This window comes from Flavobacteriaceae bacterium (genome assembly GCA_014075215.1).
Classification (GTDB): domain Bacteria; phylum Bacteroidota; class Bacteroidia; order Flavobacteriales; family Flavobacteriaceae; genus Polaribacter.
The window spans coordinates 3388522-3412410 of the sequence record CP046177.1 but is presented as its reverse complement, the minus strand read 5'-3'; the positions used below and the strand labels follow the sequence as shown (position 1 = coordinate 3412410).

Below are 23889 nucleotides of genomic sequence, written 5' to 3'. Positions count from 1 at the left end.
GTTTAAAAACTAAAAAAATGGGTTGAAAACCCAAAAAAAAAGCCCCAAAAATTGCACTGCGGAGCAGAGCAAAAAAAGAAAAATAAAAAATCCTTTACTACCTACGGCAGTAATAAAAAAAGCCCCACCGCAAAGCGGTAAAAAAAGCCCAAAAAAACAGTTTGTCTTTGGCGTGATGAAGCCGAATAATCGGCTCAAAAAAATAACAAATAAATGACTGTTTCAGTCAAAAAAAAGCCCTTTTGCCTTACGGCAATAAAAAAATGAAATTTAAGATAAAAAACGTTTTAAAAGACCAAAAACGAAACGAAAAAAAGCCCAAGAAAAACCACCACCAAAAAAACCTAAAAACCCAAACGAAAAACACAAAAAAGCCCCACAAAAACCCCTGAAATGAGGGCGGAATGGGGCTTTTCTTCTTTTGCCCTTTGTGTATATCTCTTGCTTTTTTGCCTTTTTATTTTGCCTTATTTAGCGTTTTATTTTAATCTTTTTAACCCCTTTTTTATGGAAAATTTTAATGCAAAAACCTCACAAAACGCAGTTCCTTTTTTAAATTCAGTAGGACAGTTAGTCAAAACCCCTATTCCAACCCTTAAATTCCCTAAAACAAAGGGATTGACAGTAGGACGACAACCAAACCAAAACCCTCGCACGCACACACGCACACGTGAAGCCAATTTTGATTTTACAAAAATTACTGAAAAATCAATTTTTAAATTACGCAAAGTAGTAGAAAATGATTTTTTACAAACCGTTCCGCTTTTGTTTGATGAACTGCAACAGACAAAAGTAGTTTTTCACAATACGGACTACGTAAACGCTATTTTTAGCACCTATCACAAAAAACACGCTTTGTTGTTTTTAGATTGGGTAAAAACCTTTGCTATGATACGAAGCACCAACAGACCTGAACTGATGAGCGATGTTTTACAAACTGATGATGAAGATTTTTTAACCACTTTTAAACTTTTTAAATTACAACATAAACAGCCCAAACAACAACGCATCAATCAAAAAGAGCAAATATGGAGTTTGATACTTAAATATTTTCCTACCGAACCTTTTGAAACCAAAGAACTTTTTGCGAAAACAGCTATAGACCGTAGTACCGTAAATCAGTTTTTAAACCAATTTAAAGAAGAAAACAAGATAAAACGTTGTCGCAAAATAGGGGCTTGTTATCGCTATCAAATAGTAAAAACCGATGTAAAATGAAAACACTAGACCAAGATACTTTTAACGATTTTGAGAACAAACAAATCATTTGGGAACTCTACGGCGATTTGTTGGATTTTTACGACCAAGATTGTTTTACTTCCGAGCAGGTTGCTTATGATACCGTACATAGCAAAAAACTAATCAATAAGGTACTGCACCGCCTCATACAACACAAAGCCGTTCTTTGTACAGGAACAGACCACTGGGGAATGAAAATCTACCGTTTAAACGAAGAATTTAATCATTAAAACACTCTTTTACTTTGGATTGCTTTTAACACGCCTAACGGCGTGTTTTTTTGTGCCTTATCCGCCAAAGGCGATTGGGCTTATTTCGACAAGCTCAATACAGGTTTTTTACCGCTTTGCGGTGGGGCTTTTTTCAGATGTTTTTTTAGTTTATTTTTGGTCTTTTTAAAGCGGTTTTTTTGTCTTTTTCCTTTTTTTTCTCTTACGATATTTTTTTTGTAGTTTTGAAACAATTCTTTTTACAAAAAGTTTTTAAAAAATTTGAGCTGTCTAAAACTGAAATATCATCAAAGTACTGAACTAAAATTAGTTTGGAATAAAAAAGCACTGACCTCAAAGAAAAGTAGTTTAAAAGCACGTAGTTATTTACTCTTTGGACTTGAACACAAAGGTTACAATAATGTCGTAAGTTCCAACGGAAATAGCGTTGCTCAAAAGAGAAAGTTTGGTGGTAACGAATTACAAGATGAGTTAGGATTAAATTGGTATGATATTACTGCCAGGAATTACGATGCTAGTTTAGGAAAGTGGATGAACATAGATCCGTTGGCTGAAGAAATGCGTAGACACTCTCCCTATAATTATGCTTTTAATAATCCTATGTATTTTACCGACCCTGATGGAATGATGCCTATTGGTATTGATAATATGGATGAAGAAAAGAATTTTGATAATTCAAGATCAAACTATCTTCCTGAATATAATGCTTCAACTGTTGTAGATAATACGGGAAAGATAATAGACTACAAAGATGATGGGGACAATAATATTTATTTAAATACACGAAGTGAGGAAAATATTATTGGTCAAGAAAGTGCAGGTTCTCAGTATATTGTAGGACAAACAATTTATGGAGGAGACATTTTTTCGGATGCAAAATTGCCTGAAGGATTTTATGTTGCGATTAATCCAAATGGTCCTGACCAAAATAAAGTAACCCCAGTAGGGGGCTTAGGATTGTTAGAATATGTTGGCGGTGGTGGTATATTCAAATGGAAATCTTTAGTGAATATTTTTAAAAGTATTTTTAAAGGTAAAAAGCTTTATAGTAAAGCAATGTATAAAGCTTTCCAAAAGCAATTACAACAGCATGGAAAAAAATCTGTTGTTAAATCTCAAAAGAAAATACAACGTAGGTTAACAGAGCATCTTAAAAAATTGAAAGAAATTAAGAAAGCAGGAGGGCATACTAGCTCTGTTGAGAGAGAAATAACAACGTTTAAAACTCAATTACAAGCGATAAAGGATGTTTTAAAATAATTTTAGAATATGGAAGATTATACTGAAAAATTAAATAAACTATCTAAGAATTTAAGTAAATCTGAAAAAGTTAATTCTTTAGATAATAAAAATGATAGAGAGTCATCTACCTTAGCACATGCTTTTTTGGATATAACAGAATCAACATCTTTAATAACAAAAGAACTGATACCAAAACTAATGTCTAACAAAATATCAGAGAGTCAGATAGATGACATTCTTTTAGATATTGGAGAAGAATTTAGGCACATATTATATCATATTAAAGACCCTAAATACTATTCATATTTATTTGAAAATAACGATGCAGATTAGTTAATAGTTATCTAATTGAAATTAAACCACCTTTCGGGGTGGTTTTTTTATGCATAAGCGTTTTTAGTTTTAGCGTCTCTAATAAGTGCATCAAGTGTGTAAAGAATATAATCACGGTCTTTATCGGAAAGGTCGCTAATATCATTTAACCTTTTAAGCATTGTAGAACTTTTAAGTACGTTTTTATCATCACTTTCCCCAAGTAAATAACCAACAGTTGTATCAAGACTATCAGCTAATTTTTTAACCACGTCAATAGTCGGTTTTACTTCGTCACGCTCATATCTTCCAATAATGGAATGATGCACACCAAGATTTTTGGCTAACGTGTAAGCTTCCCCTAATTAGAACTGTTTAAATTTCTAATATTTGATAAATTTATTGTTTTAATTCTCTTGGAGCTAGCCCCAAGAGAATTAATTTCTGCGTATTTTATTGGCGATAATCTACCAAGCCCGTCATGGGGTCGATGATGATTATAATCATACATCCAATCTTGGGTTTGTTCTCTTACTTGGTTAATGTTCTCAAAAATATATTTATCAATAACTCCTCGCCTATAAGTTCCATTAAATCTCTCTACAAATGCATTTTGAGTTGGTTTGACAGGGTGAATATAGGTAAACTCTATGTCATGCATTTGGCTCCATACAGCGGTGATATTAGCAATGAACTCCGGGCCATTATCCATACGTATCTTATTGGGCTTTCCTCTTCTATTAACAAGATCGTTAAGTACCCAAAACACACGATTACTTGGTAAAGAAAAATCTACTTCTATATGTAATGCCTCTCTATTACAGTCATCGATAATAGTAAAGGCTCTAAAACGTCTTTTGTTCTCAAGGGTATCGGTAACAAAATCCATACTCCATGTATCATTAAGATTTTCCGGAACCTCTAATGGTTCTTTCACTCTAGATGGTAATCGTTTTTTTACTTTACCACGTAGAGGAAGTCCTAATGCTTTGTAAACCCTATACAATCGTTTATGATTCCATGGTTTGCCTTGATTACGTAAACGACTATAAGCCTTCCAAAAACCTTCTTCTCAATGTTGAACTGCTTTTTCTTGTAAAGCGAGCTCTATCTCAGTATCGGCTTTGGGTAACGGTTTATAATAATAAACACTCTTGCTCATATTTAAGACTCGGCACGCCCTGCTAATACCATAATGTGCAAGTGTTTTACTTATCGTTCTCTTACGGCAAGGCTTTAAAGCTTTTTTGCAATAACCTCTTTTGCCATTTGATGATCTAAGGCTAGAGAAGCATACATCTGGTTGAGCATCCGGTTCTCACCCTCAAGCTCTTTGACGCAACGTAACTCTCCGGAACTCATCCCGGCATATTTAGAACGCCACTTGTAAAAAGTTGCTGAAATAAACCCATGTTCCCTGCTAATCTCTACAACTGTTTTCCCTTGATCAAACTCTTTCAAAATCTTTGCAAGATGTGAAGGTGAAAATTTACTCTTTCGCTTTGTTTGTCTATTGAAAGTTAAAATTAATCTTTCTAATTTTAAACAGTTCGGTTTTTAGGGAAGATTACACCTTTGAAAGTACCGGAGATTTGTACTGCTTATTTTACGAAAAAGGTAATGATATTCTCAGAAAAAAGGAGTTTTAGGCTTCATTACTTCTAATAAATAGATGCGTGCTAATTATGGAAAGTAATTGAGAAGATATTTTAATGAATTTACCAAACCTTATTTATTAATTGATTTAGGCTCCGGCATTTTTGAAAGCGCTACTGTAGATTCTAATATTTTATTATTTGAAAAAAATACAGCAAACAACCCTTTTACTGCCGTTGATCTAAGCAAAGAAACTAATTTTATAGACTTTTCAGTATATGAAAAAATGCAAGTCGAAGTATCGTATAAAAATGATGATATATGGAGTATAGACAGCCCTTTGGAAAAAAGTATAAAACAAAAAATTGAAAAAAAAGGTACACCTCTCAAAGATTGGGATATTGAAATAAACTATGGAATTAAAACTGGCTATAATGAAGCTTTTATCATAACCAAAGAAAAAAGGGATGAACTGATAGCTAAAGACCCTAAGAGTGCAGAAATTATCCATCCGATTTTAAGAGGTAGAGATATTAAACGTTATTCAATAGATTTTAATGATTTGTATTTGATTAGTACCCACAATGGCTACAAAGACAATTCAAAAATAAATATTGATAACTATTCTATAATTAAAAGTCATTTAGACCAGTATTATGAAAAATTAGAAAAACGTTACGATAAAGGCGATACACCATATAATTTAAGGAACTGTGCATATATTGATAAATTTAATGGAGAAAAAATCATTTATCAAGAAATGGTACAAGAATCTTCTTTTGCATATCACGAAAGAGGAACGATGTTTTGTGTTGATACAGGAAGGATAATTACAGGAAAAAATCTGAAATACATATTGACAATTGTAAATACAAATTTCTTTTTCTGGTGTATTAAGAATTTCTATGCAGGTGGTGGTTTAGGCAAAAAAGGAGTTAGGATGAAATATACCTTTTTTGAGAAATTTCCTTTAATAAAAGCTATATCAGAAGAATTATTTATAGAAAAAGCAGATCAAATGTTAGTTTTAAATAAAAAGTTGCAAGAGGTATCTGCCAAATTCCAACGCACCCTACAACGCAAATTTCCGGAGTCATTAGAAAAGCTACCCAAAAAACTAGCGAGTTGGTATGAGCTATCTTTTACAGGCTTTATAAAAGAACTCAAAAAGAAAAAGATACCACTCAGTCTCAGTGAAGAAGCCGAGTGGGAAGACTACTTTATTGCAGAGCAACAAAAAGCATTTGCTCTAAAAACTCAAATTGATACAACTGATAAGGAAATAGACCAAATGGTCTATGAGTTATACGGGTTGATTGAGGAGGAGATTGAGATCGTAGAGAATAGTTAAAAAAATGAAAGGCTGGCGATAGTCAGGCAAAAATCCTTGAGTTAATTGTAGAAAACCCAACGATTAGCAAAAAAGAAACGACCGAAAGCATTAGTACTACTACTGTAGATAAAAATATAGCTACCCCTAAAGAAAAAGGAATTACAGAACGTGTAGGTAGTGACCGTTCCGGGAAGTGGCAGATTATAAAAACCATTCTTTTTAATGCGGATAACACTTGATAGAGTAATGTTATTTGAGATCTTATACCCAAAAGAATATGAAAATAGTCCAATCTTGCTATGAAAATTTCAAATTTTCCTCACACAACCTTTAGATCACTTTCATATTCTTTTTGTATGCCCGTGGGCAAGTAGGTATTTTATAGGCATGTTAGAGGTACTATTTTTGGTTTGTATAAAATAGATATTGATATGAACCGATATAGTGAGGAATAAAAAGAGGCCCATTTAGGCTTGTGGCAAGAAAGCGGTTTATCTAAACGTGCCTATAGTATTACCTGTGGGCTTAAGGGCGTGCAAATGACGGAACAATGATAGAAATTAAAAGAGTGCCCAAAAGAGCACTCTTCTTTCCTAAAATAATAACTATAAAATTTCCCCAAATTTTAATATTCGTTATTTTATTGCACAAAGAAATTAAGGATCAAGACTAATTGTTGTGTTTATGCAAAAATTGTAGTTAATCTATAGAGGAAGAATTCTGTGTTTTTGACCCCTCTAAATTGTAATCTAAAGGCTTTGATTTTGGCATTGAAAGATTCTGCCGCTGCATTAGTACTTCTATTAATGAAGTAATTCAATATTGATCTATAGTTAAGCCTGATAGAGTTTGCTATGGTATTAAAAGCCTTGTATGCTGTTTGTTCTACATCTTTATACCAATGCGCTAGTTTTGTATAAGCGACTTGTATTGAGTTTGCTGTGTTGAAGATATTTCTAAGTCCTTGTACGAGCTTAAAAGCTGTTTTGATATCAGGATATCTTTTAAAGAGGATGTTAGCTCTTACTCTTTGATCTTCTGTCCAATTACTTGGTGCTTTGTAGAGTAAGTATCTGCTTCTAGCCAAGAGTTGCTTTATGGTATCTCCATTTTCTAATATTTCAGGGTAATATTCTTTGTTATTGGTTTTGGCAAGTTTGATCCGTTCATTTTCTGTATCTATGGCTTCCCATCGATGTTTGATCCTAATTTCTTGAAGTGCTTCTAGAGCTAGTTTCTGTACATGGAATCTATCGGTTACTTGTATGGCTTTGGGGAAACACCGTTTGGCAATCAGCTTCATGGAGTTCGCCATATCTAGGGTAATTTCTCTGACCTTGTTTCTTTTCGCAGATGAGATTTTAAATAGGTGTTTGATAATAGGTTCTGCTTTGGTAGTAGCTATGATCGCCACAATACTTCCTTTCTTTCCTTTAGCTTTTTTATTGGTAACGATGGTGTAGAGTTCTCCTTTTGATAAGGCTACTTCGTCGATAGATAATCGAGTTCCTATATTCTCAGGGAAGATCAACCACTCTTTGGCATGAGACTTTTCCTTCCACTGTTTAAACTCACTCAAATAATCTCGATACTGCCTTTGGAACTTCTTCCCATTCACGCCATAGATTCTTGCAATGGTTTTGCAATCACTCTTCTCAGTATCGACTAATCTCTTTTAAAAAAGCAGCAAACTCACCTGTCATGCGAGTTCCCTGAGCTACTAGATTCCAATCTCTTTGAATGATTTGCCTAGTCTCTTTATCTAACCATCTACGTCGCCTTACGTGAAGATACACAGTGTTTCCACGCAAAGGAAAGTCTTCAATAGTAATCTCTTTGTGGAAACCATGAGCAATTACATTAGGATTTATGACTTCTTTAGGAACAACATTACGCTCTTCAAAATACAAATGAAGTTCCTCATTTCGATGAGTGTGTCTTACCAAATCAAAATGTTCTACGAGCATCTCAGGTAAGATGAATTTTAAAAGGTCTAAGGATAATTCCAATCTCTGTTTTTTTTTACAAAGATCAAAACTTTAATTCAATCCACACAAAACTTTTGACCCTGATCCCTAATTGCTTCGTTTCACTCGCAAAGACACACTTCATTCAATCTTCAATTAACAATTAATCTTCATCTGAACTCACACACAACTTTTGTGACTGATCCGAAATTAAATTAGTAGCTTTTGCTCTCTTTATTTTCGGTTAATTCAAGATGTAAGCGGATAAATAAATATGAGAACTTCGATTAATGGTATACGATTGTGATTATTTTAAAGAAGATTTAATCTTTTCATCAGCTCGCTTCGATTGGATCTGCTTACCGGAATTACATCTTGTTTAATTAAAACACTATTATCTTCAATATCAATAATTTTTGATAAATTAATAATATAAGACCTATGTATTTTTAAAAATAAATCTGTAGGTAACTTATCTTCTATTTTCTTTAATGTAGAATGTACGATATGGTTTTTATTATCTGTTTTTATTTTGATATAATCTCCTTTTGCTTCAATGATATTGATATCTGAAAAACTGATTTTCACCAACCTTCTGTCTACATTTACATACAACTCTTCAATACTTTCTTTTTCTTTGGAAACGATTGTTGTATCATCATCATTGGGCATTTGAAATTTTTGGACTTTCTGAATGGCTTTATCCAGCCTCTCTTTAATAGGCTTCACTAAATAATCTACCACACAATCGTACTCAAAAGCATCTAAAGCAAAGTTTTTATCAGATGTTGTAAGTACTATTTTCGGAGGGGTTTTCAATGTTTGAATAAAATCAAATCCGGAAAACGTCGGCATATGAATATCCAAAAATATAAGATCAATTGAATTGGAGTTCAAAAATTTTATTGCATCTATTGCATTTGAAAATTCATCAACAATAGTCAAATTGCCAAATCCTTCACATAGTTGCCGCATAATTAACCTTGCGGTAGCATCGTCATCAATAATTAAACATTTCATGATTTATAGAGGATTAATTTTTAAAAACAATTTTATCTGATTTATGATCTGCATGAAAGACTCATATAAACTATCTGATTCTAATTTTAACTCGTTTTCAAAATCAGTAGCAACACGGTACCCATTTACAAGTCCCAAGATACTAATTTTATGTTTTAGTTTATGTACATCTTCAGCACTTTTTTTATAATCTTTTTTTTGATAATTGTTTAAGAAACTATTTAATTCCAAAGGAAACTCTTTTTTTAATACGGACAGTAACTTTTCTTCGAATTTTTTATCGCCATCCGAAAGCTCTTTTATGTAATTTAAATTGGGTGTATCCATATGTTTATTTTGGTAATGTAAAAAAGAAGGTGGTTCCTTTTTCTAATTTAGATTCTAACCATATTTTTCCATTGTAAAAAGCAATTATTTTTTGTACAATTGATAATCCCACTCCTGTAGAATCTTCTGATTTTTCTAATACTTGAAATACTTGAAATATTTTGTCAAAGTATTTTTCTGAAATACCCATACCATTATCCCGAATACTAAATTGCCAGTAATTTTTTTCTGAAATGCAATTGATAATTACAACCCCTTTTTCTTTATCAGAGTATTTGATAGCATTACTTAGCAAATTCTGAAACAGTTGAATCATTTTAAATGAATCTCCTTTTACTATAGGCAATTTTGTTTTGATTTGGATTTCTATATTCTGAGGGGTGTGAATAGTATCTAATATGTCTCTCACTAATTCATTCAGGTCTATAGGTTGACTTTTCTTTTTCACTCTATCTATGCTGGCATAACTCAAAATTCCATTGATCAATAAATCCATGCGATCTATTTTTTTTAATAATGAGTCTAAGTTAGCATTGATATCATCATTAGAAAAATCGGCACAATCTTCTTTTAGCCACGACACTAAAGCATTCATGCTCCGCAAGGGAGATTTTAAATCATGTGAAACTACATGGGCAAAATCATTTAATTCCTGATTGCTTTTTGTCAAATCTTTTAAAATGATTTCTTTTTGTTTTTCCATTTCTTTTCTCAATTGTAAACTCATGGCATTTTTTAATTGAGTAGCAGCTAACCCTGCAATGGTTTGTAGTGTTTCCAAATGGTCTTTGGTATAAAAATTTTTACGGGAGTGTTCCGAATCTATTACTCCGATAATTTCTTCACCTGAAATAATGGGTACAGCAATTTCCGAATATTAAGTTCAGTATCCATAAGATATCTGGGATCTTTACTCACATCAGAGATAATTTCCGGAATTCCGGTTTCTGCCACTGTGCTAATAACCCCTTCACCTAGAGGAACTATTTTATTTGACGATTTTCCGTAAGAGGCAATTTGCTGTAGCACTTGTTTTTCTTTATCTAATAAATAGATTACGCAATTTTCAAAATCAAGTAGTCCAATAATTTTTTCTGCTATTTCCAGGGATATTTCATAAATATTTGTTTTCCCTAAAATAGAAGACATCAAATTGTTTAATGCTTCCAATAGTGCTCCTTTTTTTAATTCTTCGGTGATATCTTCTATTAAAAATACCTGATAATGAAGCGATTTATTCGTCTTTCTAACGGCAGCCACATTTGTTTTCCCCCAAATAATTTCCCCTTTTTTTGACTGATATCTTCTTTTAAGAGTAAAATGATCTGTTTTTCCGTTATTCAAATCATTTATATATTTATGAAATACATCATTATCTTCTTTCAAAGTAATATCATCAACTTTAAGATTTAAGAGTTCTTCTTGAGGGTAATTCAGTAAATTTTCAAGAGCTGTATTTGTTTTTAAAACCTTACCCTCTTTATTGCTCAAAACAATTCCTAAAAAAGAATTATCAACAATAGCATCCAGTTGTTGTTTTTGCTCTTCAAAATCTTGTTGTTGTTGTTTAGCTTTGGTAATATCTCTGATAATACCATGTGCAAAAGCGGGGATCCCTGTTGTATCGGTAACAATACTGGAATTGATTTGCACCCATTTAACTTCCTTTGATTTGGTATATATTCTTGATTGATAATTCTTGAAAGAACCTTCGATAAGTAATTTTTTAAAAGACTTTTGAGCATATTCAAAGTCATCTTCATAGAGAATTTCAGATACGTTAAACTGCTCATTTTTAATATCGAAACCAAAAAAATTTACGGCAGGTTTGTTCATTTTTAAAACATTGCCGTACAAATCCATCAAAATATAAGAGTCGATAATATTATCAAAAATACCTTTAAATTCAATTGTTTTTTGGTCAATTACTTTTGCTAAATTTTCGTTAATAGCTAAAAGCTCCTTACTTTTATTAAATAATTCTAAGGATTTTTCTTCCAGAATTTTTTCAGCTTCTTTTCTGGCCAGTTTTTCTCTGGCCAGCGCTTTTTGAAGTATTTCGGATTTAGGGGAGTTCATCTCGTAAAATTACAAATTTTACATAACTCCTGTCTTCTTTTCTAATCAACTTTTATCTGACTAACGGTTATTTTTTCAAATATATCAACTTTGGGGAGATTCATTTTGCAAGACTACAAATTTTACATGGCGCCCGTCTTCTTTTAATAGCTCATAAGAAATGGTTGCGGAACGATTATAGTGTTGAAATGTTTTTTCCATTAAACCATATGCAAAAGCATACATAGACCTCGAAGAAAAATATTCTAATTCCAGTCTATTTTTCGTTTTCTCAACAACAACAAACCTGGGTAATTCGGCATCAGGATAAATTTTTCTTACCTCCACATGTATGTGATTTTCAATAGAAGCAAGCATATCTATAGGGTCTTTATATAAATGCAGTATATGCCGATAGCTTCTTTCAATCACTCCAAAAAAATGATGTGCATATACTGTAAGTAAATCATTAATAGTAATTTTTGTACGCTCACTAAGATTTGTTATTAACGATAACATTTCGGAAAAACTATAAGTCCCGGTCGCTGCATAAACTCCCATGGATTCCAAGTCGGAAGCTTCAATAATTTCATCGACCATTTCCAGACCGAATTTAGTTTCTACCAAATCTAAAAACTCTGTAAAGATAATACCTTTCATAATTATTCTTCTATTAGTTCATTATTTTCCCAATAGTTAAGTAATGAGATTACTTTTTGTTTGTAATCTTCAAAATGTAGTGGTTTGATCATATATCCGGATGCTCCGATTTCATAACATTTTTTCACATCTTCGTAATTATTTGACGTTGATAAAACAACAATTGGGATGAATTGTAAAGCAGGATTTGCTTTTAAACTTTTTAAAAATTCCGTTCCATTCATTTTAGGCATATTCAGATCCAGCAATATAAAGTCAGGTAATTTATTGCTATCTAAAAGATGTAATGCTATTTCTCCATTTGGAGCTTCTACAATGATGTGTTCAAAACCATTTTTTGTGCATACTCTTTTAAATTTCATTCTCTCAATTTCGTCATCCTCTATAAGAAGTATCCTAAGTTTTTTCAATGTAAGACCTTTGTAATTCAAAGGACAAATTGAAGAAAAAAAAATAAAAGTGTTTTTTACTTTAGTTGAATCTATCCATAATATCGATGAATGGCAGTTTTTTATCGGTGAATGGAATGAGAATAAAAAGAGCACCGTTTTTTAGGCGGTGCTTCTGAGGTGTCGAGCGGATTCGAACCGCTGTAGATGGTGTTGCAGACCACTGCCTAGCCACTCGGCCACGACACCTGATAAAGACTTGCAAATTTACATCATTTATCTTTTCAGGCAAGTTTTTTTAGATTTTGCGTTTTTTTGAAAGAACGACAACTACTTCATTTACATTGCCCTCGACAGGTGGGTTTATCTTAGCAATACTTACCGTTCCTTTTTTAACTGTTTTCAATTCTCTAAAAATTCTGTCTAAAATTCGTTTGGCCACGTTCTCTAATAATTTGGACCGGATAGCCATCTCTTCTCTAACAATATGATTTACATGCACATAATCTACAGTATCTGACAGCTCATCGGAAAGAGAGGGTTTTATGAGGTTTGCTTTTATTTTTATATCTACACGGTATTTGGAACCTATTTTAGCTTCTTCTTCCAAACAGCCATGAAAAGCATATAATTTTATATTATTTATTTGAATACATCCCATATAAACAAAAGTACATGAATTTTTTCATTTGTTTTTTGTGAATTTTCAAATGAAAAAATTCATGTACTAACGAAGTGGTTACTGAAGTGAAACTAAATTATTTTTCAATCAAAATTTATTTTTTTACGGAAGAAATGTATTGAAAAGTTATTGTAATTTTATCAAAACTTAGTTTATGGTAATTGATTTTTATTTTCGGATTTTCCTGAATATCATGTCTTTTTCGGTAGCTTTAGTATTAGGGTTCTTGTTTATCACGGCTAAATCAAAGAATAAAAAAGCGAATGTTTTTTTGAGCCTTTTTTTATGGTCTATATCTCTGGAGGTTTTAGATGTTATACTTTATTCTGTGGATGGCATTCCCGCTTCTATTCCACAGTGTTCCTTATTTACATTTCCTTTTTTGTTTTTATATATCATCAAAACCCTGAATAAAAAAATAAAATGGGGCTATTTTTTGTTATTTGCTCCGGGTATCCTATTTAATTTAAGCCTCTTTTTAGTTTATGCCGTTACATATTTTGATTATGTTTTTAATATTTCATTACTTGTTTTTATCCTGTATATTTTAAAATTGCACCAAAGAAGCATAGGAGATTTTTATTCCGATACAGAAAATAAAATGCTTTCCTGGATAAAACAATTAGTATACATCGCTTTGTTTTTTCACATCATATGGGTTTTCGAGGATATCATCGGTATATACAACGAAGCGGTAACATTCTATTTTGTTATTGCTTCTGATATTCTTACTTTTTTTATGCTTTACTGGATAGGGCACAATGGGTTTTCTCAGTCCGAAATATTTACGTCAATCCAATTTCAAAATACTACAGGAGATATTTCCGAGAAGCCGGATGTTACTATTAAAATGAATGAAAAATTCGCTCAAATTTCAAAAATTATACTACAAGAAAAGCTCTTTACAGATAACCATTTAAATCTAAAAACGCTATCAAACCATCTAAATTTAGGAGAAAAAGAACTTTCTATAATTATCAATAAAAATACTAAAAACAATTTTTACCATTTTATTAACCGGTTTCGAATAGATGAATTTAAAAAACTGCTCTCTTCTCCAAAATCAAAGCAACTATCTATTTTAGGATTAGCCCAAGAGGCGGGATTCTCTTCAAAATCAACATTCTATAGTGTTTTTAAAAACACGGAAGGCATTACTCCAAAGCAATATCAAAAGCAATTGAATAAGTCCGAATAACAGCAATAGGACTTTTTTATTGCAATAATGTGTAAAGTTTTATGGTTTTTTACTACGATAATTAAAAACAAATTAATTTATAAAAATAATATAGAATTATGAAAAAATCAATGAGGTTGCTATCAGTTGTAATAAGTGCTATTACATTAATCAGCTATATTTCTTGTTCTTCAAATGACAATACAAATGTCGGAGGAAACAATGGCACCATAAATCCGGGAAACGATCCTAATTTTACCATCGTAGCTAATTCAGATATAGGCTTTACAAACTTTAATAGAAAAGTGATGGTATTTGATATTCCTATTTATGCCGTAAGTGCTGTTGAAGATACCAAATTATTGCACGCTGCAAATATAATGGCACAATATTTAGACAATAATGAAGATGGTACCGTAGACAATACAACAGTGCATAATACTATGAAAGCTAACAAAGCCTTTTTATTTATGTGGAAAACATCAGCTGATATGAATAATTTTAACCCTCCAAGCGGTTTTTCAGGACAAGACTTGGGAGCAGACGAAACGGTTCCGGTCTGGCATACAAATGGTCATACGGGGACATTTGATGCTTCGCTGGAAGAGGTTTGGCATATCATTACTACTGCCGGTCACGAAAGAGCATATCCGACTGTTTTTAGTTCACAAACCGGCTCTGAAATTTCCGCAGCTATGGATATTGCCAGAGGGGGACGTTTTGAAAACCCGCCTGCGAGTTATCCTGCGGGAGCCTGGTATACTTATACTGACACAACTTGTAATTATAGCTGCCAGGTAAGTGAGTATTTATATTGGATTATGACCTCTATGTTGGGTGCGCAGGAAAACAGGCTTAGCGATATTTCTCATGAATGGAAATTAAATACAAGAGTTCTTGTACAAAGTCAAGATCCGGCAGCTTATACAATATTTACAAACCCCACTTATATATTGCCAACGGTCTTACCGGATGGAACTTACAGAAGATAATAATCATTAGTTATATATTTATGAAACCAATATTTAAAATCACCGTTATTAGCTTTTTGCTAGTTTTTATTACCGCATGCTCATCAAGTAATAGTACTACGAACCCTCCTGTAATGCCATCTTGTCAATTCATGACTACTACATCAACAGAAAACTATGCTTTTGACAACAATTTCTCCGGCTTTTTTTCTCAAAGTACACGTTGGGAATCCGAAGGTGCTGATATAACATTGGTAGGTGGAAAAGGGCAATTAACTGCCAGTACGGCATCGACTCAGGCCCTTGAAGTCTGGAAACTATATAAAACACAGATGCCATATGATAAATCCTGGGAGATTTCTTTAACTGTGACCGTCCCGCTACACTGGAATAGCAATGGAGGAGCAAATGCACAGGTGGGAGCGGGTATTTTTGCCGGAAGGCCTGTTGCTTCAGGTCAGTCTTCAAAGGTATATGAATGCAATTTAGCAACCATAAATGGAGCCCAACGTTTTGTTCAGGCCCAATTGGTAGCAAACCGGTTAGGAGGGGCCCCTATCGATGTTCAAAGAACGATTTTAGCTCAATCATTGGAAACCGCTATATTAAAAATACAATTTTGCCATTCTAACAAAACGTTAAGCCTGTTTATAGATAATGCAATGGTTGGTGTTGGAAGGTCTATTGATGCATCAGGGTTAGACAATTGGGGCTTAGGAGATACAGACGTTATCGATGTTGGGATCATGGGTTTTGCCGAAAATACGGTCATCACTTCAAACCAACCGACAATAGATGACTTTTCCGTAAAAATATATTAAGCTATGCTTTGATAATTATTTATTAAATGAGTTCTTCTTGTAAATATGAAAAAAATTTCTCTACTACTACTAACCTTAATGATTTATTGTTCATCTAATGCTCAGTTGGCTGATAATTATGACATTAGTACCTCCCAAAATGGTGTAATCCCCATGCCGGTTACATCCGGAAATTATTCTACGTTTGTAAAATATACAAAAATACAAGCACCAAATGGCCAGGCAATTCATATTATTGCTCAAAATTTAATTACAGATGCGCAGATCATTCCAAAATACCAATAGTGACGGGTAGGTGAGAGCCATGTAAAAGCGTACCACTCTTTAATGTGGTTCTATAGTTACACTTCTTACATTGGTATTGATCTCGTGTGGATATCCAATAATGCTCTTGGTGTTGGTATCTCTTACAGGTGACACCCTTTTTATCTCTTTGGATTTAAAATGTGCTTTACAGCTTGCTTCGTCTGGAAATTCCTTGAAAAATTCGTGAATCGTCATAATATTAAATATCTAATAATCAGAAAGATACGAAAATTTATCGCCTTGCGCAAAGATTCCGATAGTCATTTAATCTTTTAAAGAGGGTACAGCGAATGCTGAAAAGAAAAATCCCCTAATGTTCGTACCATTAGAGGATTGTAATTTAGTTAAATCTAAACATTTTAATTTGTAAAAATGACTAGACGTACCGTAGTCAGAAGACCTGTCAAGGTACAGGTGTCAGTAAGAAGAACAGTTCGTGTTAGAACTACTGTTACTTCTCGGGTTCGGAGAATAAGATAATCTCACCTATCTTATTCAAAATTCAAGATGTTGTTCCGAAGCAGCGTTATAAAATATTGAATTTGATTTAACCGTCACTAACCCACCTTGCGGTAGTAGCGGTAGATTCGATTAATTGTTTAACTGTATTTGACATAGTTCGAACTTTGAATTAAAAGGAGAGAATGGACGTATTTTGGGTTGTTAAAACACCTCGTCACCTTATTTTTTTAAAGAGCTCGTTTAAATTCAAAACAGAAAAATAATGCTGTTTAGAATCATTCTAATTTATTACCTTTACGGTTTAATATCGTTTTGTTTTGGCAACAATAGCATCTTTACAAATAGGAGAAACAGGGTATATTTCCGAAAAAGCATTAGATAAAATTCCGCTAAAGTTACTGGAAATGGGTTGTTTGCCGGGCGCAGAGGTAAAACTCATACAACTAGCCCCTCTAAATGACCCTTTATATATCTGCGTTCACGGAAGTCATTTAGCCATTAGAAAAGAAGCAGCCGAAAAAATCGGTATCATTACATCTTAAAATAATGGCTTTTACGACGTCCATAAATGTTGCTTTGATTGGAAATCCGAATACAGGGAAAACCTCGTTATTTAACCAACTTACAGGGTTACATCAAAAAACAGGAAATTACCCGGGAGTCACAGTGGACAAAAAAACAGGAACCAGCCAGTTATCCGAAAAATATAAAGCATTGATCACGGATTTACCCGGAACCTATAGCATACATCCTACTTCCGTTGATGAAAGTATTGTTTTAAAAACACTGTTAAATCCTTTAAAAAAAGAAGTTCCGAATGTTATTTTAGTCATTGTGGATATTGAAAACTTGAAAAGAAATTTATTTCTTTTTTCGCAAATTAAAGACCTGAAAATTCCCACCGTTTTAGCTATAAATATGGCAGATGAAATGAAGCGAAAAGGAATTTCTATTGACCCAGAAGCATTTGAAAAAGAAGTAGGTTCTGAGGTAGTGTTGGTTAGCGCCAGAAAAAGGGAAGGGATAGCAGCAGTAAAGTCAGCTATTATCAAATCGTATATCGAAGCAAAAACAACACCGCTATGTGCTATACATCATAAAATAGATGCCGGTTATTTTAATGCCTTAACAGCAATTAGCCCCAATCATTCTATGTATGAATTATGGCTAATGATCACTCAAAACAATTACCCCCCAACCCTATCAAAAAAAGAAAGAGAACAATTAACAGCTTTTAAACACGATGTCTCCAAATTAAAAAAATACCAACATAAAGAAACGATCTATCGATATCAAAAAATTAACGAAATACTAAAAAAAACATACAAAATAGACCGATCCGGAGGAACAGATCTAAGAGCTAAGCTCGATAAAGTATTTACACATAAAATATTTGGATATTTATTATTTTTTGGAATATTATTACTCATATTTCAATCTATTTTCAATTGGGCTACCCTTCCAATGGATTATATAGATGGTTTTTTTGCTGATTTCAGCGAGCTGGTAAAAACAAAACTAGCGAAAGGAGTTTTAAATGATTTAATAACCAAAGGCATTATCCCGGGAGTTGGTGGGATACTCATTTTTATACCGCAAATTGCCATACTCTTTTTATTTATTGCCATATTGGAAGAAACCGGGTATATGAGCAGAGTCGTATTTTTGATGGATAAAATGATGCGCCGGTTTGGAATGAACGGAAAGAGTATTATCCCGTTAATTTCAGGAACCGCTTGTGCCATTCCCGCTGTCATGTCAACAAGAACCATTGCAAGTTGGAAAGAACGATTGATCACTATTTTAGTAACCCCTTTTACCACCTGTTCGGCAAGGCTACCCGTATATACCATACTAATATCTTTAATTATTCCCAATAAAAAAATCTTTGGGTTTTTAAACCTACAAGGATTAACACTATTATTTTTATATGCTTTAGGGTTCATAACTGCTATTATAGCTGCCTATATATTACATAAAGTGATAAAAATAAAGAACACCTCTTTTTTTGTAATAGAAATGCCCGACTATAAAATCCCTTCCATGAAGAATGTATTGTTTGATGTTATTGAAAAAACAAAGTCGTTCGTACTGGAAGCAGGAAAAATAATTTTAGCCATATCTGTCATCCTGTGGTTTTTAGCGTCCAATGGCCCGAAAGCTTATGCTGATGCCGAGGAAACCGTTATCAAAAATACAGCTAAAGGATTCCTGTCCGAAGATGATTTACAGCAAAAAATTGCCACTGAAAAGTTAGAAAACTCTTATATTGGAATTATTGGAAAAACCATAGAGCCTGTAATTAAACCCTTGGGGTATGATTGGAAAATAGGAATCGCATTAATAAGTTCCTTTGTCGCAAGGGAAGTTTTTGTAGGAACATTGGCTACCATTTACAGTGTTGAAAACAAAGAAGAAGATACCTTTACCATTAAAGAACGAATGGCATCGGAAATTGATATGGCCACAGGAACAAAGAGGTTTAATTTTCCGACAGGAATGTCGTTATTAATATTTTATGCTTTTGCCATGCAGTGTATGGCAACACTGGCCATTGTAAAAAAAGAAACCAAAAGTTGGAAGTGGCCGTTAGTTCAATTATTTGGCATGGGGTTAATGGCCTATGCAGCATCGTTTATAACCTTTCAAATACTAAGTTAAATGCAAGAGATCATTGTATATATTATCGTGGGGATTGCAGCGTTTTATCTGCTAAAAAAATATGCATTTTCTTCTGCTAAAAACAAAAGGTGTAACTCAGATTGCAACTGTTCCTGACAATAATTCCCTGAAAATCTTTAACAGAACATTAATAGTTTGTATCCGCAAGGAACTGTACATTTGAAAAATTATTAACATAAGAGGCTTTTGCAAAATTGATTTGACAAAAAAGTTCGACGCCCGAAGAAAATTTTCAACCGGAGTAACCTGTTGGTTATGAGGATTTAAAATTTTCGAGAAGGAAGAAATTTGAAGCCAAATCAATTTCGATACAGAATATATCACTATTTTGCAGAAGTCTCCATAAACCAATATATGATGAAAAAATTTATTTCAGCAATTGTCGTATTACTTGCAATTAGCACTTCAAATGAAGTCAATGCACAGAAATTTCCGGGATTGGATAAAAGCCCCGCAGATATTGTTTTACACTCCAGAAGAGCATCGGAAAAAATATTAAAAATTGTATATAGCAGACCTCAGTTAAGAGGAAGAAGCTTAGACAAACTGGCACCGAATGATAAAATTTGGAGAACAGGTGCCAATGAAGCTACTCAAATCACCTTTTACGAAGATGTCGTTTTTGGCGGGAAGAATGTAAAGGCAGGTACCTATTCGTTATTTACCATTCCCGGAGAACAGGAGTGGACTATTATTCTGAATTCGGCAACCAACGAATGGGGAGCATATTCCTATAAAAAAGACAAAGATGTAGTCCGTATAAAAGCACCTGTGTCTAAAACAGACAAAACAATAGAAGCATTTTCCATGACCGTAGAAAAAGATATGCTGTACTTAGGTTGGGCAAATACTATTGTAGGTGTTTCTTTAAAATAGTATTACAAAACAGAGGCTGTAAACAGTGGACTTGCAACAAAAAACCGGACAATAAGTTAAGAGGCTATGCGGCTAACTTTTGATTACACATATTTAATTCAAATTCGTTAATTGTTTTATAGTTTAAATAAGAATGTCTCCTTCTTTTATTATACCAAGTTTCTATCCATTCAAATATAGATAGTTCTGCTTGTGATTTTTGCCGGTAGTCGTGTTTGTATACCCATTCGACTTTTAAGGATTTAAAGAAAGATACGGAAATTTATCGTCTTGTGCAAAGAGTCCGATAGTCATTAAATATTATGTTGCGTCGACTCTTAAGAAAATCTTAATTTTTATTGTTCTTTTAGGTATTTTGTTATTTATTTGTGTATTAATCAACAAAATATTTTAAACTCATGAGAAAATTATTATTCATTATACTATTTAGCGTTGCAATTATGGTAAATGCGGATCAATCCGAAAACTTGTGGGATTTTAAAGATATTATTGAAAACATTTAAGTTGAGTCAATCGCAAAAGCATCATTCAATAGAGTTTAAAAACTTAATAAACAGTTATTTAATGGATATTCATTTAAAAAAAAATCTGAAATGATAAAATTTTTATTCAAGTCTTCCCCACAACTTTTTTGCTTGATCCGCAAATACCACGGAGAAAAAAGAAATTGAGATAAACGATTTTAGAGAAACTGTAGATAATGTTACTATTGAAAAGGAAGTTTTGACAAATAAATTTAAAGAAATTTCTAAAGATGATATGTTTTTTGGATGTGGAAGTGAAGGGAATTCTTTTTATAATGCTTTAATGGCAACAGGGAATTACACCCATAGAGAAGCTAGAGCTGAAAGAAGAGCCTTTGTTAGAGAATGCAGAGGAAATGGACCTGATGGGTGGTTATCTATTTTTATAGGTTGGCTATAACAACAAGATAAATTATAATTTTTTAAAAACACATAGATTTTTATCTAAACTATAAGAGGTTTGTTTTAAATAAAACGAACCTCTTTTTAAATTTTAAATTATGAGCATAAAATCATTAAACTTACTTTTATCTTTTTTGTTGATAAATATTTCGGTTTACTCGCAAACAAAAAAACAATATGCCAAAGCTAAGGTTAGTTATAGTGTGAAGATCCGTATAGATAAGAATCAAGAAGTTTATAAAATCATGGAGAAATACTCACCCGGGTTGGTTGCCAAGGCAGAAACAGTAGATTCCGAAGTTGATTTTTCTTTAGTTTTTAATGATTCCATTTCCATATTCTATTTAGAAAAAAAATTATTTTCAGATAATAGAGCAGTTGGCTTTGTAATTACAAATTCAGGTTATTTTGGGCGTATTAAACAGCAATCCAAGAATTATATAACAGAAGAATTACAGGAAGCTTTTGGTAGGTTTTTAGTATCCCGCCCATATCAAAAATGGGAATTACACGATGAAACTAAAACGATAGGAGACTATTTATGCTTTAAAGCCACAACATCATATACTATTACAAATCCCAAAGGTAAAATTTTTAAGCGTAATTTTACAGCATGGTATACCCCTCAATTACCTTATAAATTTGGCCCTATTGGATATGGAAATTTGCCAGGTTTAATTATGCAACTACAAGGAGAAAGGTTTTCTTATGGTGTTGAAAAAATAGAGTTTTATAAAGACAATGAAAAAAATAAGAAAAATAAAATGCCTAAACTAAAAAGATTAAAATTGATTACAGAAGAAAAGTTTGAAAAATTAGCAGCTGAGGATGAAAAACGTTGGAGAAATAGAAATAAATAATATTTACTTTTCTCCATAAAAAATGAGTTTAAAAAACTTAATAGTTTACTTTTTTTTATCATTAAACTACGTAACTTTTGCACAAAATAATACTGTAACTGTAAGCGGTATTATTACTGATAGCTTAAAACAACCCCTAACAAATGTAACTTTAATTGCTAAACCAAAACAGGAAAGAATCAATATAAAATATGCTATATCAGATGTTAATGGCAATTATAAACTTCAATTAATAAAGGGAGTAGCTTACAAATTAAGTATTTCACATTTAAGTTATAATTCAATAAAAAAAGAACTTCTTTTTTTTGAAGATAAATCTGATTATAATATTAGATTAAAAATCAAAAGTGAAAAATTAGATGAGATTGTCATCAATTACAAATACAAACCAATTAAAAAAAATAAAGATACGATTACATATAATTTAAAAGCATTTACCAATGGGAATGAATTTAAGATGAAGGACGTACTTAACAAATTGCCAGGAGTAAAAACAGACGATAATGTAATTAAGATACAAGGTAAAACGGTAACTTGGATATGCAACAAAAAATGGTACAAAAAGTTAAGCTACATTTTTGATTTGATATAATTTTTCAAATTCGATGATATTTTTGTAACCAAGAGCAGAATGTCTTCTGTATCTGTTGTACCAAGTTTCTATGTATTCAAAGACTTTAATTTGAAGACTTTTGTTGGATATAAACTTATTGTCTATCATTAGTTCTGTTTTGATTGTTTTAAAAAAAGATTCAGCTACTGCATTATCCCAACAGTTTCCTTTTCTACTCATACTGGGTGTTACATGATAACTTTTAAGGATATTAACAAACGCATGAGATGCGTATTGTACACCTCGATCAGAATGAAAAATCATACCTTCACAAGGCATTCTGTTGTTTACAGCCATTCTCCATGCAGCAATGATAGTTTGTCTTGCTTTGAGTCCATTGCTCAAAGACCAACCAATGACTTTACGATCAAACAGGTCAATAATTACCGTTAAGTACAGCCATCCTTGTGCAGTCTTTAAATAGGTAATATCAGAAACCCATTTCTGTGCAGCAGCGGTAGCTTTAAAATCTCTATCCAATACATTATCAGCTACTGGATATTGATGCTTAGAATCTGTCGTGACAACAAATTTCTTTTTACGAACTGCTTTAATCCCGTGTTTTTTCATCAATCGTGCTACCCTAGGCCTAGATACTTTAAACCCTTTAGCTTTGAGTTCCTCTGTAATTCTAGGACTTCCATAAGTAGATTTACTTCGCTCACAGATACGGTGAATCTCAGAGAGTAGCATACGATTTTTTCCATCTCTATCTGATGGAACATAATTCTTACTCCTGTAATAACTGTTTCTACTAATTTTAAAAATTTTACACATCTTCCCAACCGGATATTCTCTACTGTAATCTTTGATAAATTTCAATACTTCCGATCGCTCTTGGAGAAGATGCTCACGGCCTTTTTTAAGATATCCCGCTCCATGGTAACATCCTTGAGCTGTTTACGTAATCGCTCTAACTCTTTCTGATCTTCTGTGAGTTGTTTGACGCCATTACCGCTAAAAGCTAAATCAGGACGCTGTTCTAATTCTCTACGCCATCTGTAAATAAGATCTGCACTGATTCCCAATTCCATGGCAATCTGCTTTGTGTTACCTCGTACATTGCTTAATTCTACTGCTTTAATTTTAAACTCTTTACTGTATTTTCTTCGTTTCATATGGTTAAGTTATTTTAGATAA

General features: G+C 32.7%; 28 protein-coding genes, 1 tRNA gene and 2 pseudogenes. 16 read left to right on the top strand and 15 right to left on the bottom strand.

Annotated elements, in window-relative coordinates:
• Positions 1 to 22 precede the first annotated feature (22 nt).
• The 5 genes from GKR88_16935 (at position 23) to GKR88_16915 (ending at position 3044) form a co-directional block, all read left to right on the top strand.
• On the top strand, positions 23 to 217 hold the full coding sequence (locus GKR88_16935) for a hypothetical protein (protein ID QMU65791.1): 195 nt from the start codon (positions 23 to 25) through the stop codon (positions 215 to 217).
• A 290-nt stretch (positions 218 to 507) separates the two neighbouring features.
• Positions 508 to 1218: a hypothetical protein gene (locus GKR88_16930; protein QMU65790.1), complete on the top strand. Its 711-nt coding sequence runs from the start codon at positions 508 to 510 to the stop codon at positions 1216 to 1218.
• Positions 1215 to 1469: a hypothetical protein gene (locus GKR88_16925; protein QMU65789.1), complete on the top strand. Its 255-nt coding sequence runs from the start codon at positions 1215 to 1217 to the stop codon at positions 1467 to 1469. Before GKR88_16930 ends, GKR88_16925 begins: the two co-directional genes overlap by 4 nt.
• A gap of 261 nt (positions 1470 to 1730) precedes the next feature.
• Entirely contained in the window at positions 1731 to 2729 is a 999-nt protein-coding gene (locus GKR88_16920; protein ID QMU65788.1) for a hypothetical protein, read from the top strand.
• Between the two features lie 9 nt (positions 2730 to 2738).
• Positions 2739 to 3044: a hypothetical protein gene (locus GKR88_16915; GenBank protein QMU65787.1), complete on the top strand. Its 306-nt coding sequence runs from the start codon at positions 2739 to 2741 to the stop codon at positions 3042 to 3044.
• A gap of 47 nt (positions 3045 to 3091) precedes the next feature.
• On the opposite strand, the gene GKR88_16910 is transcribed toward GKR88_16915, so the two are convergent.
• Both GKR88_16910 and GKR88_16905 read right to left on the bottom strand, forming a co-directional pair.
• Positions 3092 to 3352, bottom strand: coding sequence for a helix-turn-helix domain-containing protein (locus GKR88_16910; protein QMU65786.1), 261 nt, complete (start codon positions 3350 to 3352; stop codon positions 3092 to 3094).
• A 32-nt stretch (positions 3353 to 3384) separates the two neighbouring features.
• Positions 3385 to 4550: pseudogene (locus GKR88_16905) on the bottom strand (IS3 family transposase).
• 169 nt (positions 4551 to 4719) lie between these two features.
• Here GKR88_16905 and GKR88_16900 point away from each other — a divergent pair.
• Positions 4720 to 5970: a hypothetical protein gene (locus tag GKR88_16900; GenBank protein QMU65785.1), complete on the top strand. Its 1251-nt coding sequence runs from the start codon at positions 4720 to 4722 to the stop codon at positions 5968 to 5970.
• A gap of 664 nt (positions 5971 to 6634) precedes the next feature.
• Here the strand turns inward: GKR88_16900 and GKR88_16895 are convergent.
• The 10 genes from GKR88_16895 to folB all read right to left on the bottom strand — a co-directional run bounded on the left by GKR88_16895 (position 6635) and on the right by folB (position 13034).
• Positions 6635 to 7588 (bottom strand): DDE transposase, encoded by a 954-nt coding sequence (locus GKR88_16895; GenBank protein QMU65784.1) that lies wholly within the window; start codon positions 7586 to 7588, stop codon positions 6635 to 6637.
• A gap of 19 nt (positions 7589 to 7607) precedes the next feature.
• Positions 7608 to 7961, bottom strand: a complete 354-nt coding sequence (locus tag GKR88_16890) for a transposase (GenBank protein ID QMU65783.1) — start codon at positions 7959 to 7961, stop codon at positions 7608 to 7610.
• A 270-nt stretch (positions 7962 to 8231) separates the two neighbouring features.
• A complete protein-coding gene (locus tag GKR88_16885) occupies positions 8232 to 8939 on the bottom strand; it encodes a response regulator (protein QMU65782.1) in 708 nt (235 codons plus the stop codon).
• A gap of 3 nt (positions 8940 to 8942) precedes the next feature.
• On the bottom strand, positions 8943 to 9266 hold the full coding sequence (locus GKR88_16880) for an Hpt domain-containing protein (GenBank protein QMU65781.1): 324 nt from the start codon (positions 9264 to 9266) through the stop codon (positions 8943 to 8945).
• A 4-nt stretch (positions 9267 to 9270) separates the two neighbouring features.
• Positions 9271 to 10047, bottom strand: coding sequence for a GHKL domain-containing protein (locus tag GKR88_16875; GenBank protein QMU65780.1), 777 nt, complete (start codon positions 10045 to 10047; stop codon positions 9271 to 9273).
• Positions 10048 to 10091: 44 nt separating this feature from the next.
• Complete coding sequence (locus GKR88_16870) at positions 10092 to 11345, bottom strand: PAS domain S-box protein (GenBank protein QMU65779.1); 1254 nt, start codon at positions 11343 to 11345, stop codon at positions 10092 to 10094.
• An 84-nt stretch (positions 11346 to 11429) separates the two neighbouring features.
• Positions 11430 to 11984, bottom strand: a complete 555-nt coding sequence (locus GKR88_16865; GenBank protein ID QMU65778.1) for a hypothetical protein — start codon at positions 11982 to 11984, stop codon at positions 11430 to 11432.
• A 2-nt stretch (positions 11985 to 11986) separates the two neighbouring features.
• Positions 11987 to 12394: a response regulator gene (locus tag GKR88_16860; protein QMU65777.1), complete on the bottom strand. Its 408-nt coding sequence runs from the start codon at positions 12392 to 12394 to the stop codon at positions 11987 to 11989.
• Positions 12395 to 12551: 157 nt separating this feature from the next.
• Positions 12552 to 12622: transfer RNA gene (locus GKR88_16855), tRNA-Cys, on the bottom strand.
• Positions 12623 to 12671: 49 nt separating this feature from the next.
• Positions 12672 to 13034, bottom strand: a complete 363-nt coding sequence (gene folB, locus GKR88_16850) for a dihydroneopterin aldolase (protein ID QMU65776.1) — start codon at positions 13032 to 13034, stop codon at positions 12672 to 12674.
• A gap of 175 nt (positions 13035 to 13209) precedes the next feature.
• Between folB and GKR88_16845 the strand changes: the two genes are divergently transcribed.
• The 4 genes from GKR88_16845 to GKR88_16830 all read left to right on the top strand — a co-directional run bounded on the left by GKR88_16845 (position 13210) and on the right by GKR88_16830 (position 16309).
• Complete coding sequence (locus GKR88_16845) at positions 13210 to 14253, top strand: helix-turn-helix domain-containing protein (GenBank protein QMU65775.1); 1044 nt, start codon at positions 13210 to 13212, stop codon at positions 14251 to 14253.
• Positions 14254 to 14351: 98 nt separating this feature from the next.
• The gene (locus GKR88_16840; protein QMU65774.1) at positions 14352 to 15224 is read left to right on the top strand and encodes a hypothetical protein; all 873 of its coding nucleotides are present in this window, start codon (positions 14352 to 14354) and stop codon (positions 15222 to 15224) included.
• 131 nt (positions 15225 to 15355) lie between these two features.
• Positions 15356 to 16024, top strand: a complete 669-nt coding sequence (locus GKR88_16835; protein ID QMU65773.1) for a hypothetical protein — start codon at positions 15356 to 15358, stop codon at positions 16022 to 16024.
• A gap of 45 nt (positions 16025 to 16069) precedes the next feature.
• Positions 16070 to 16309: a hypothetical protein gene (locus GKR88_16830; GenBank protein ID QMU65772.1), complete on the top strand. Its 240-nt coding sequence runs from the start codon at positions 16070 to 16072 to the stop codon at positions 16307 to 16309.
• Between the two features lie 39 nt (positions 16310 to 16348).
• Here GKR88_16830 and GKR88_16825 read toward each other — a convergent pair whose 3' ends face one another.
• Entirely contained in the window at positions 16349 to 16525 is a 177-nt protein-coding gene (locus GKR88_16825) for a hypothetical protein (protein ID QMU65771.1), read from the bottom strand.
• Between the two features lie 584 nt (positions 16526 to 17109).
• On the opposite strand from GKR88_16825, the gene GKR88_16820 reads away from it, so the two are divergent.
• The 3 genes from GKR88_16820 (at position 17110) to GKR88_16810 (ending at position 20350) form a co-directional block, all read left to right on the top strand.
• Positions 17110 to 17334: a ferrous iron transport protein A gene (locus GKR88_16820; protein QMU65770.1), complete on the top strand. Its 225-nt coding sequence runs from the start codon at positions 17110 to 17112 to the stop codon at positions 17332 to 17334.
• 4 nt (positions 17335 to 17338) lie between these two features.
• Positions 17339 to 19453 carry a ferrous iron transport protein B gene (gene feoB, locus GKR88_16815; protein ID QMU65769.1) on the top strand — a complete coding sequence of 705 codons (2115 nt, stop codon included), beginning with the start codon at positions 17339 to 17341 and terminating at the stop codon, positions 19451 to 19453.
• A gap of 378 nt (positions 19454 to 19831) precedes the next feature.
• On the top strand, positions 19832 to 20350 hold the full coding sequence (locus tag GKR88_16810; GenBank protein ID QMU66767.1) for a DUF2911 domain-containing protein: 519 nt from the start codon (positions 19832 to 19834) through the stop codon (positions 20348 to 20350).
• Positions 20351 to 20414: 64 nt separating this feature from the next.
• On the opposite strand, the pseudogene GKR88_16805 reads toward GKR88_16810, so the two are convergent.
• Positions 20415 to 20612: pseudogene (locus tag GKR88_16805) on the bottom strand (transposase).
• Positions 20613 to 21073: 461 nt separating this feature from the next.
• On the opposite strand from GKR88_16805, the gene GKR88_16800 reads away from it, so the two are divergent.
• The 3 genes from GKR88_16800 to GKR88_16790 all read left to right on the top strand — a co-directional run bounded on the left by GKR88_16800 (position 21074) and on the right by GKR88_16790 (position 22728).
• Complete coding sequence (locus tag GKR88_16800; GenBank protein ID QMU65768.1) at positions 21074 to 21274, top strand: hypothetical protein; 201 nt, start codon at positions 21074 to 21076, stop codon at positions 21272 to 21274.
• A gap of 100 nt (positions 21275 to 21374) precedes the next feature.
• Positions 21375 to 22136, top strand: coding sequence for a GLPGLI family protein (locus tag GKR88_16795; GenBank protein QMU65767.1), 762 nt, complete (start codon positions 21375 to 21377; stop codon positions 22134 to 22136).
• Positions 22137 to 22158: 22 nt separating this feature from the next.
• Positions 22159 to 22728, top strand: a complete 570-nt coding sequence (locus tag GKR88_16790) for a hypothetical protein (GenBank protein QMU65766.1) — start codon at positions 22159 to 22161, stop codon at positions 22726 to 22728.
• On the opposite strand, the gene GKR88_16785 is transcribed toward GKR88_16790, so the two are convergent.
• Positions 22702 to 23867, bottom strand: a protein-coding gene (locus GKR88_16785) for an IS3 family transposase (GenBank protein ID QMU65765.1) whose coding sequence is annotated in 2 segments (ribosomal slippage) — positions 22702 to 23618 and positions 23618 to 23867 — 1167 coding nt in all. Because the reading frame shifts where the segments join, the coding sequence is not laid out codon by codon here. The genes GKR88_16790 and GKR88_16785 overlap by 27 nt on opposite strands.
• Positions 23868 to 23889 lie beyond the last annotated feature (22 nt).

Bases quoted from the DNA above. Each gene is read 5' to 3' on its own strand.
- GKR88_16845 (QMU65775.1), top strand. From the start codon at position 13,210: ATGGTAATTGATTTTTATTTTCGGATTTTCCTGAATATCATGTCTTTT.
- GKR88_16810 (QMU66767.1), top strand. From the start codon at position 19,832: ATGAAAAAATTTATTTCAGCAATTGTCGTATTACTTGCAATTAGCACT.
- GKR88_16865 (QMU65778.1), bottom strand. From the start codon at position 11,984: ATGAAAGGTATTATCTTTACAGAGTTTTTAGATTTGGTAGAAACTAAA.
- GKR88_16795 (QMU65767.1), top strand. From the start codon at position 21,375: ATGAGCATAAAATCATTAAACTTACTTTTATCTTTTTTGTTGATAAAT.
- GKR88_16825 (QMU65771.1), bottom strand. From the start codon at position 16,525: ATGACGATTCACGAATTTTTCAAGGAATTTCCAGACGAAGCAAGCTGT.
- feoB (QMU65769.1), top strand. From the start codon at position 17,339: ATGGCTTTTACGACGTCCATAAATGTTGCTTTGATTGGAAATCCGAAT.
- folB (QMU65776.1), bottom strand. From the start codon at position 13,034: ATGGGATGTATTCAAATAAATAATATAAAATTATATGCTTTTCATGGC.
- GKR88_16835 (QMU65773.1), top strand. From the start codon at position 15,356: ATGACTACTACATCAACAGAAAACTATGCTTTTGACAACAATTTCTCC.
- GKR88_16880 (QMU65781.1), bottom strand. From the start codon at position 9,266: ATGGATACACCCAATTTAAATTACATAAAAGAGCTTTCGGATGGCGAT.
- GKR88_16915 (QMU65787.1), top strand. From the start codon at position 2,739: ATGGAAGATTATACTGAAAAATTAAATAAACTATCTAAGAATTTAAGT.
- GKR88_16930 (QMU65790.1), top strand. From the start codon at position 508: ATGGAAAATTTTAATGCAAAAACCTCACAAAACGCAGTTCCTTTTTTA.
- GKR88_16885 (QMU65782.1), bottom strand. From the start codon at position 8,939: ATGAAATGTTTAATTATTGATGACGATGCTACCGCAAGGTTAATTATG.
- GKR88_16840 (QMU65774.1), top strand. From the start codon at position 14,352: ATGAAAAAATCAATGAGGTTGCTATCAGTTGTAATAAGTGCTATTACA.
- GKR88_16925 (QMU65789.1), top strand. From the start codon at position 1,215: ATGAAAACACTAGACCAAGATACTTTTAACGATTTTGAGAACAAACAA.
- GKR88_16830 (QMU65772.1), top strand. From the start codon at position 16,070: ATGAAAAAAATTTCTCTACTACTACTAACCTTAATGATTTATTGTTCA.
- GKR88_16870 (QMU65779.1), bottom strand. From the start codon at position 11,345: ATGAACTCCCCTAAATCCGAAATACTTCAAAAAGCGCTGGCCAGAGAA.
- GKR88_16790 (QMU65766.1), top strand. From the start codon at position 22,159: ATGAGTTTAAAAAACTTAATAGTTTACTTTTTTTTATCATTAAACTAC.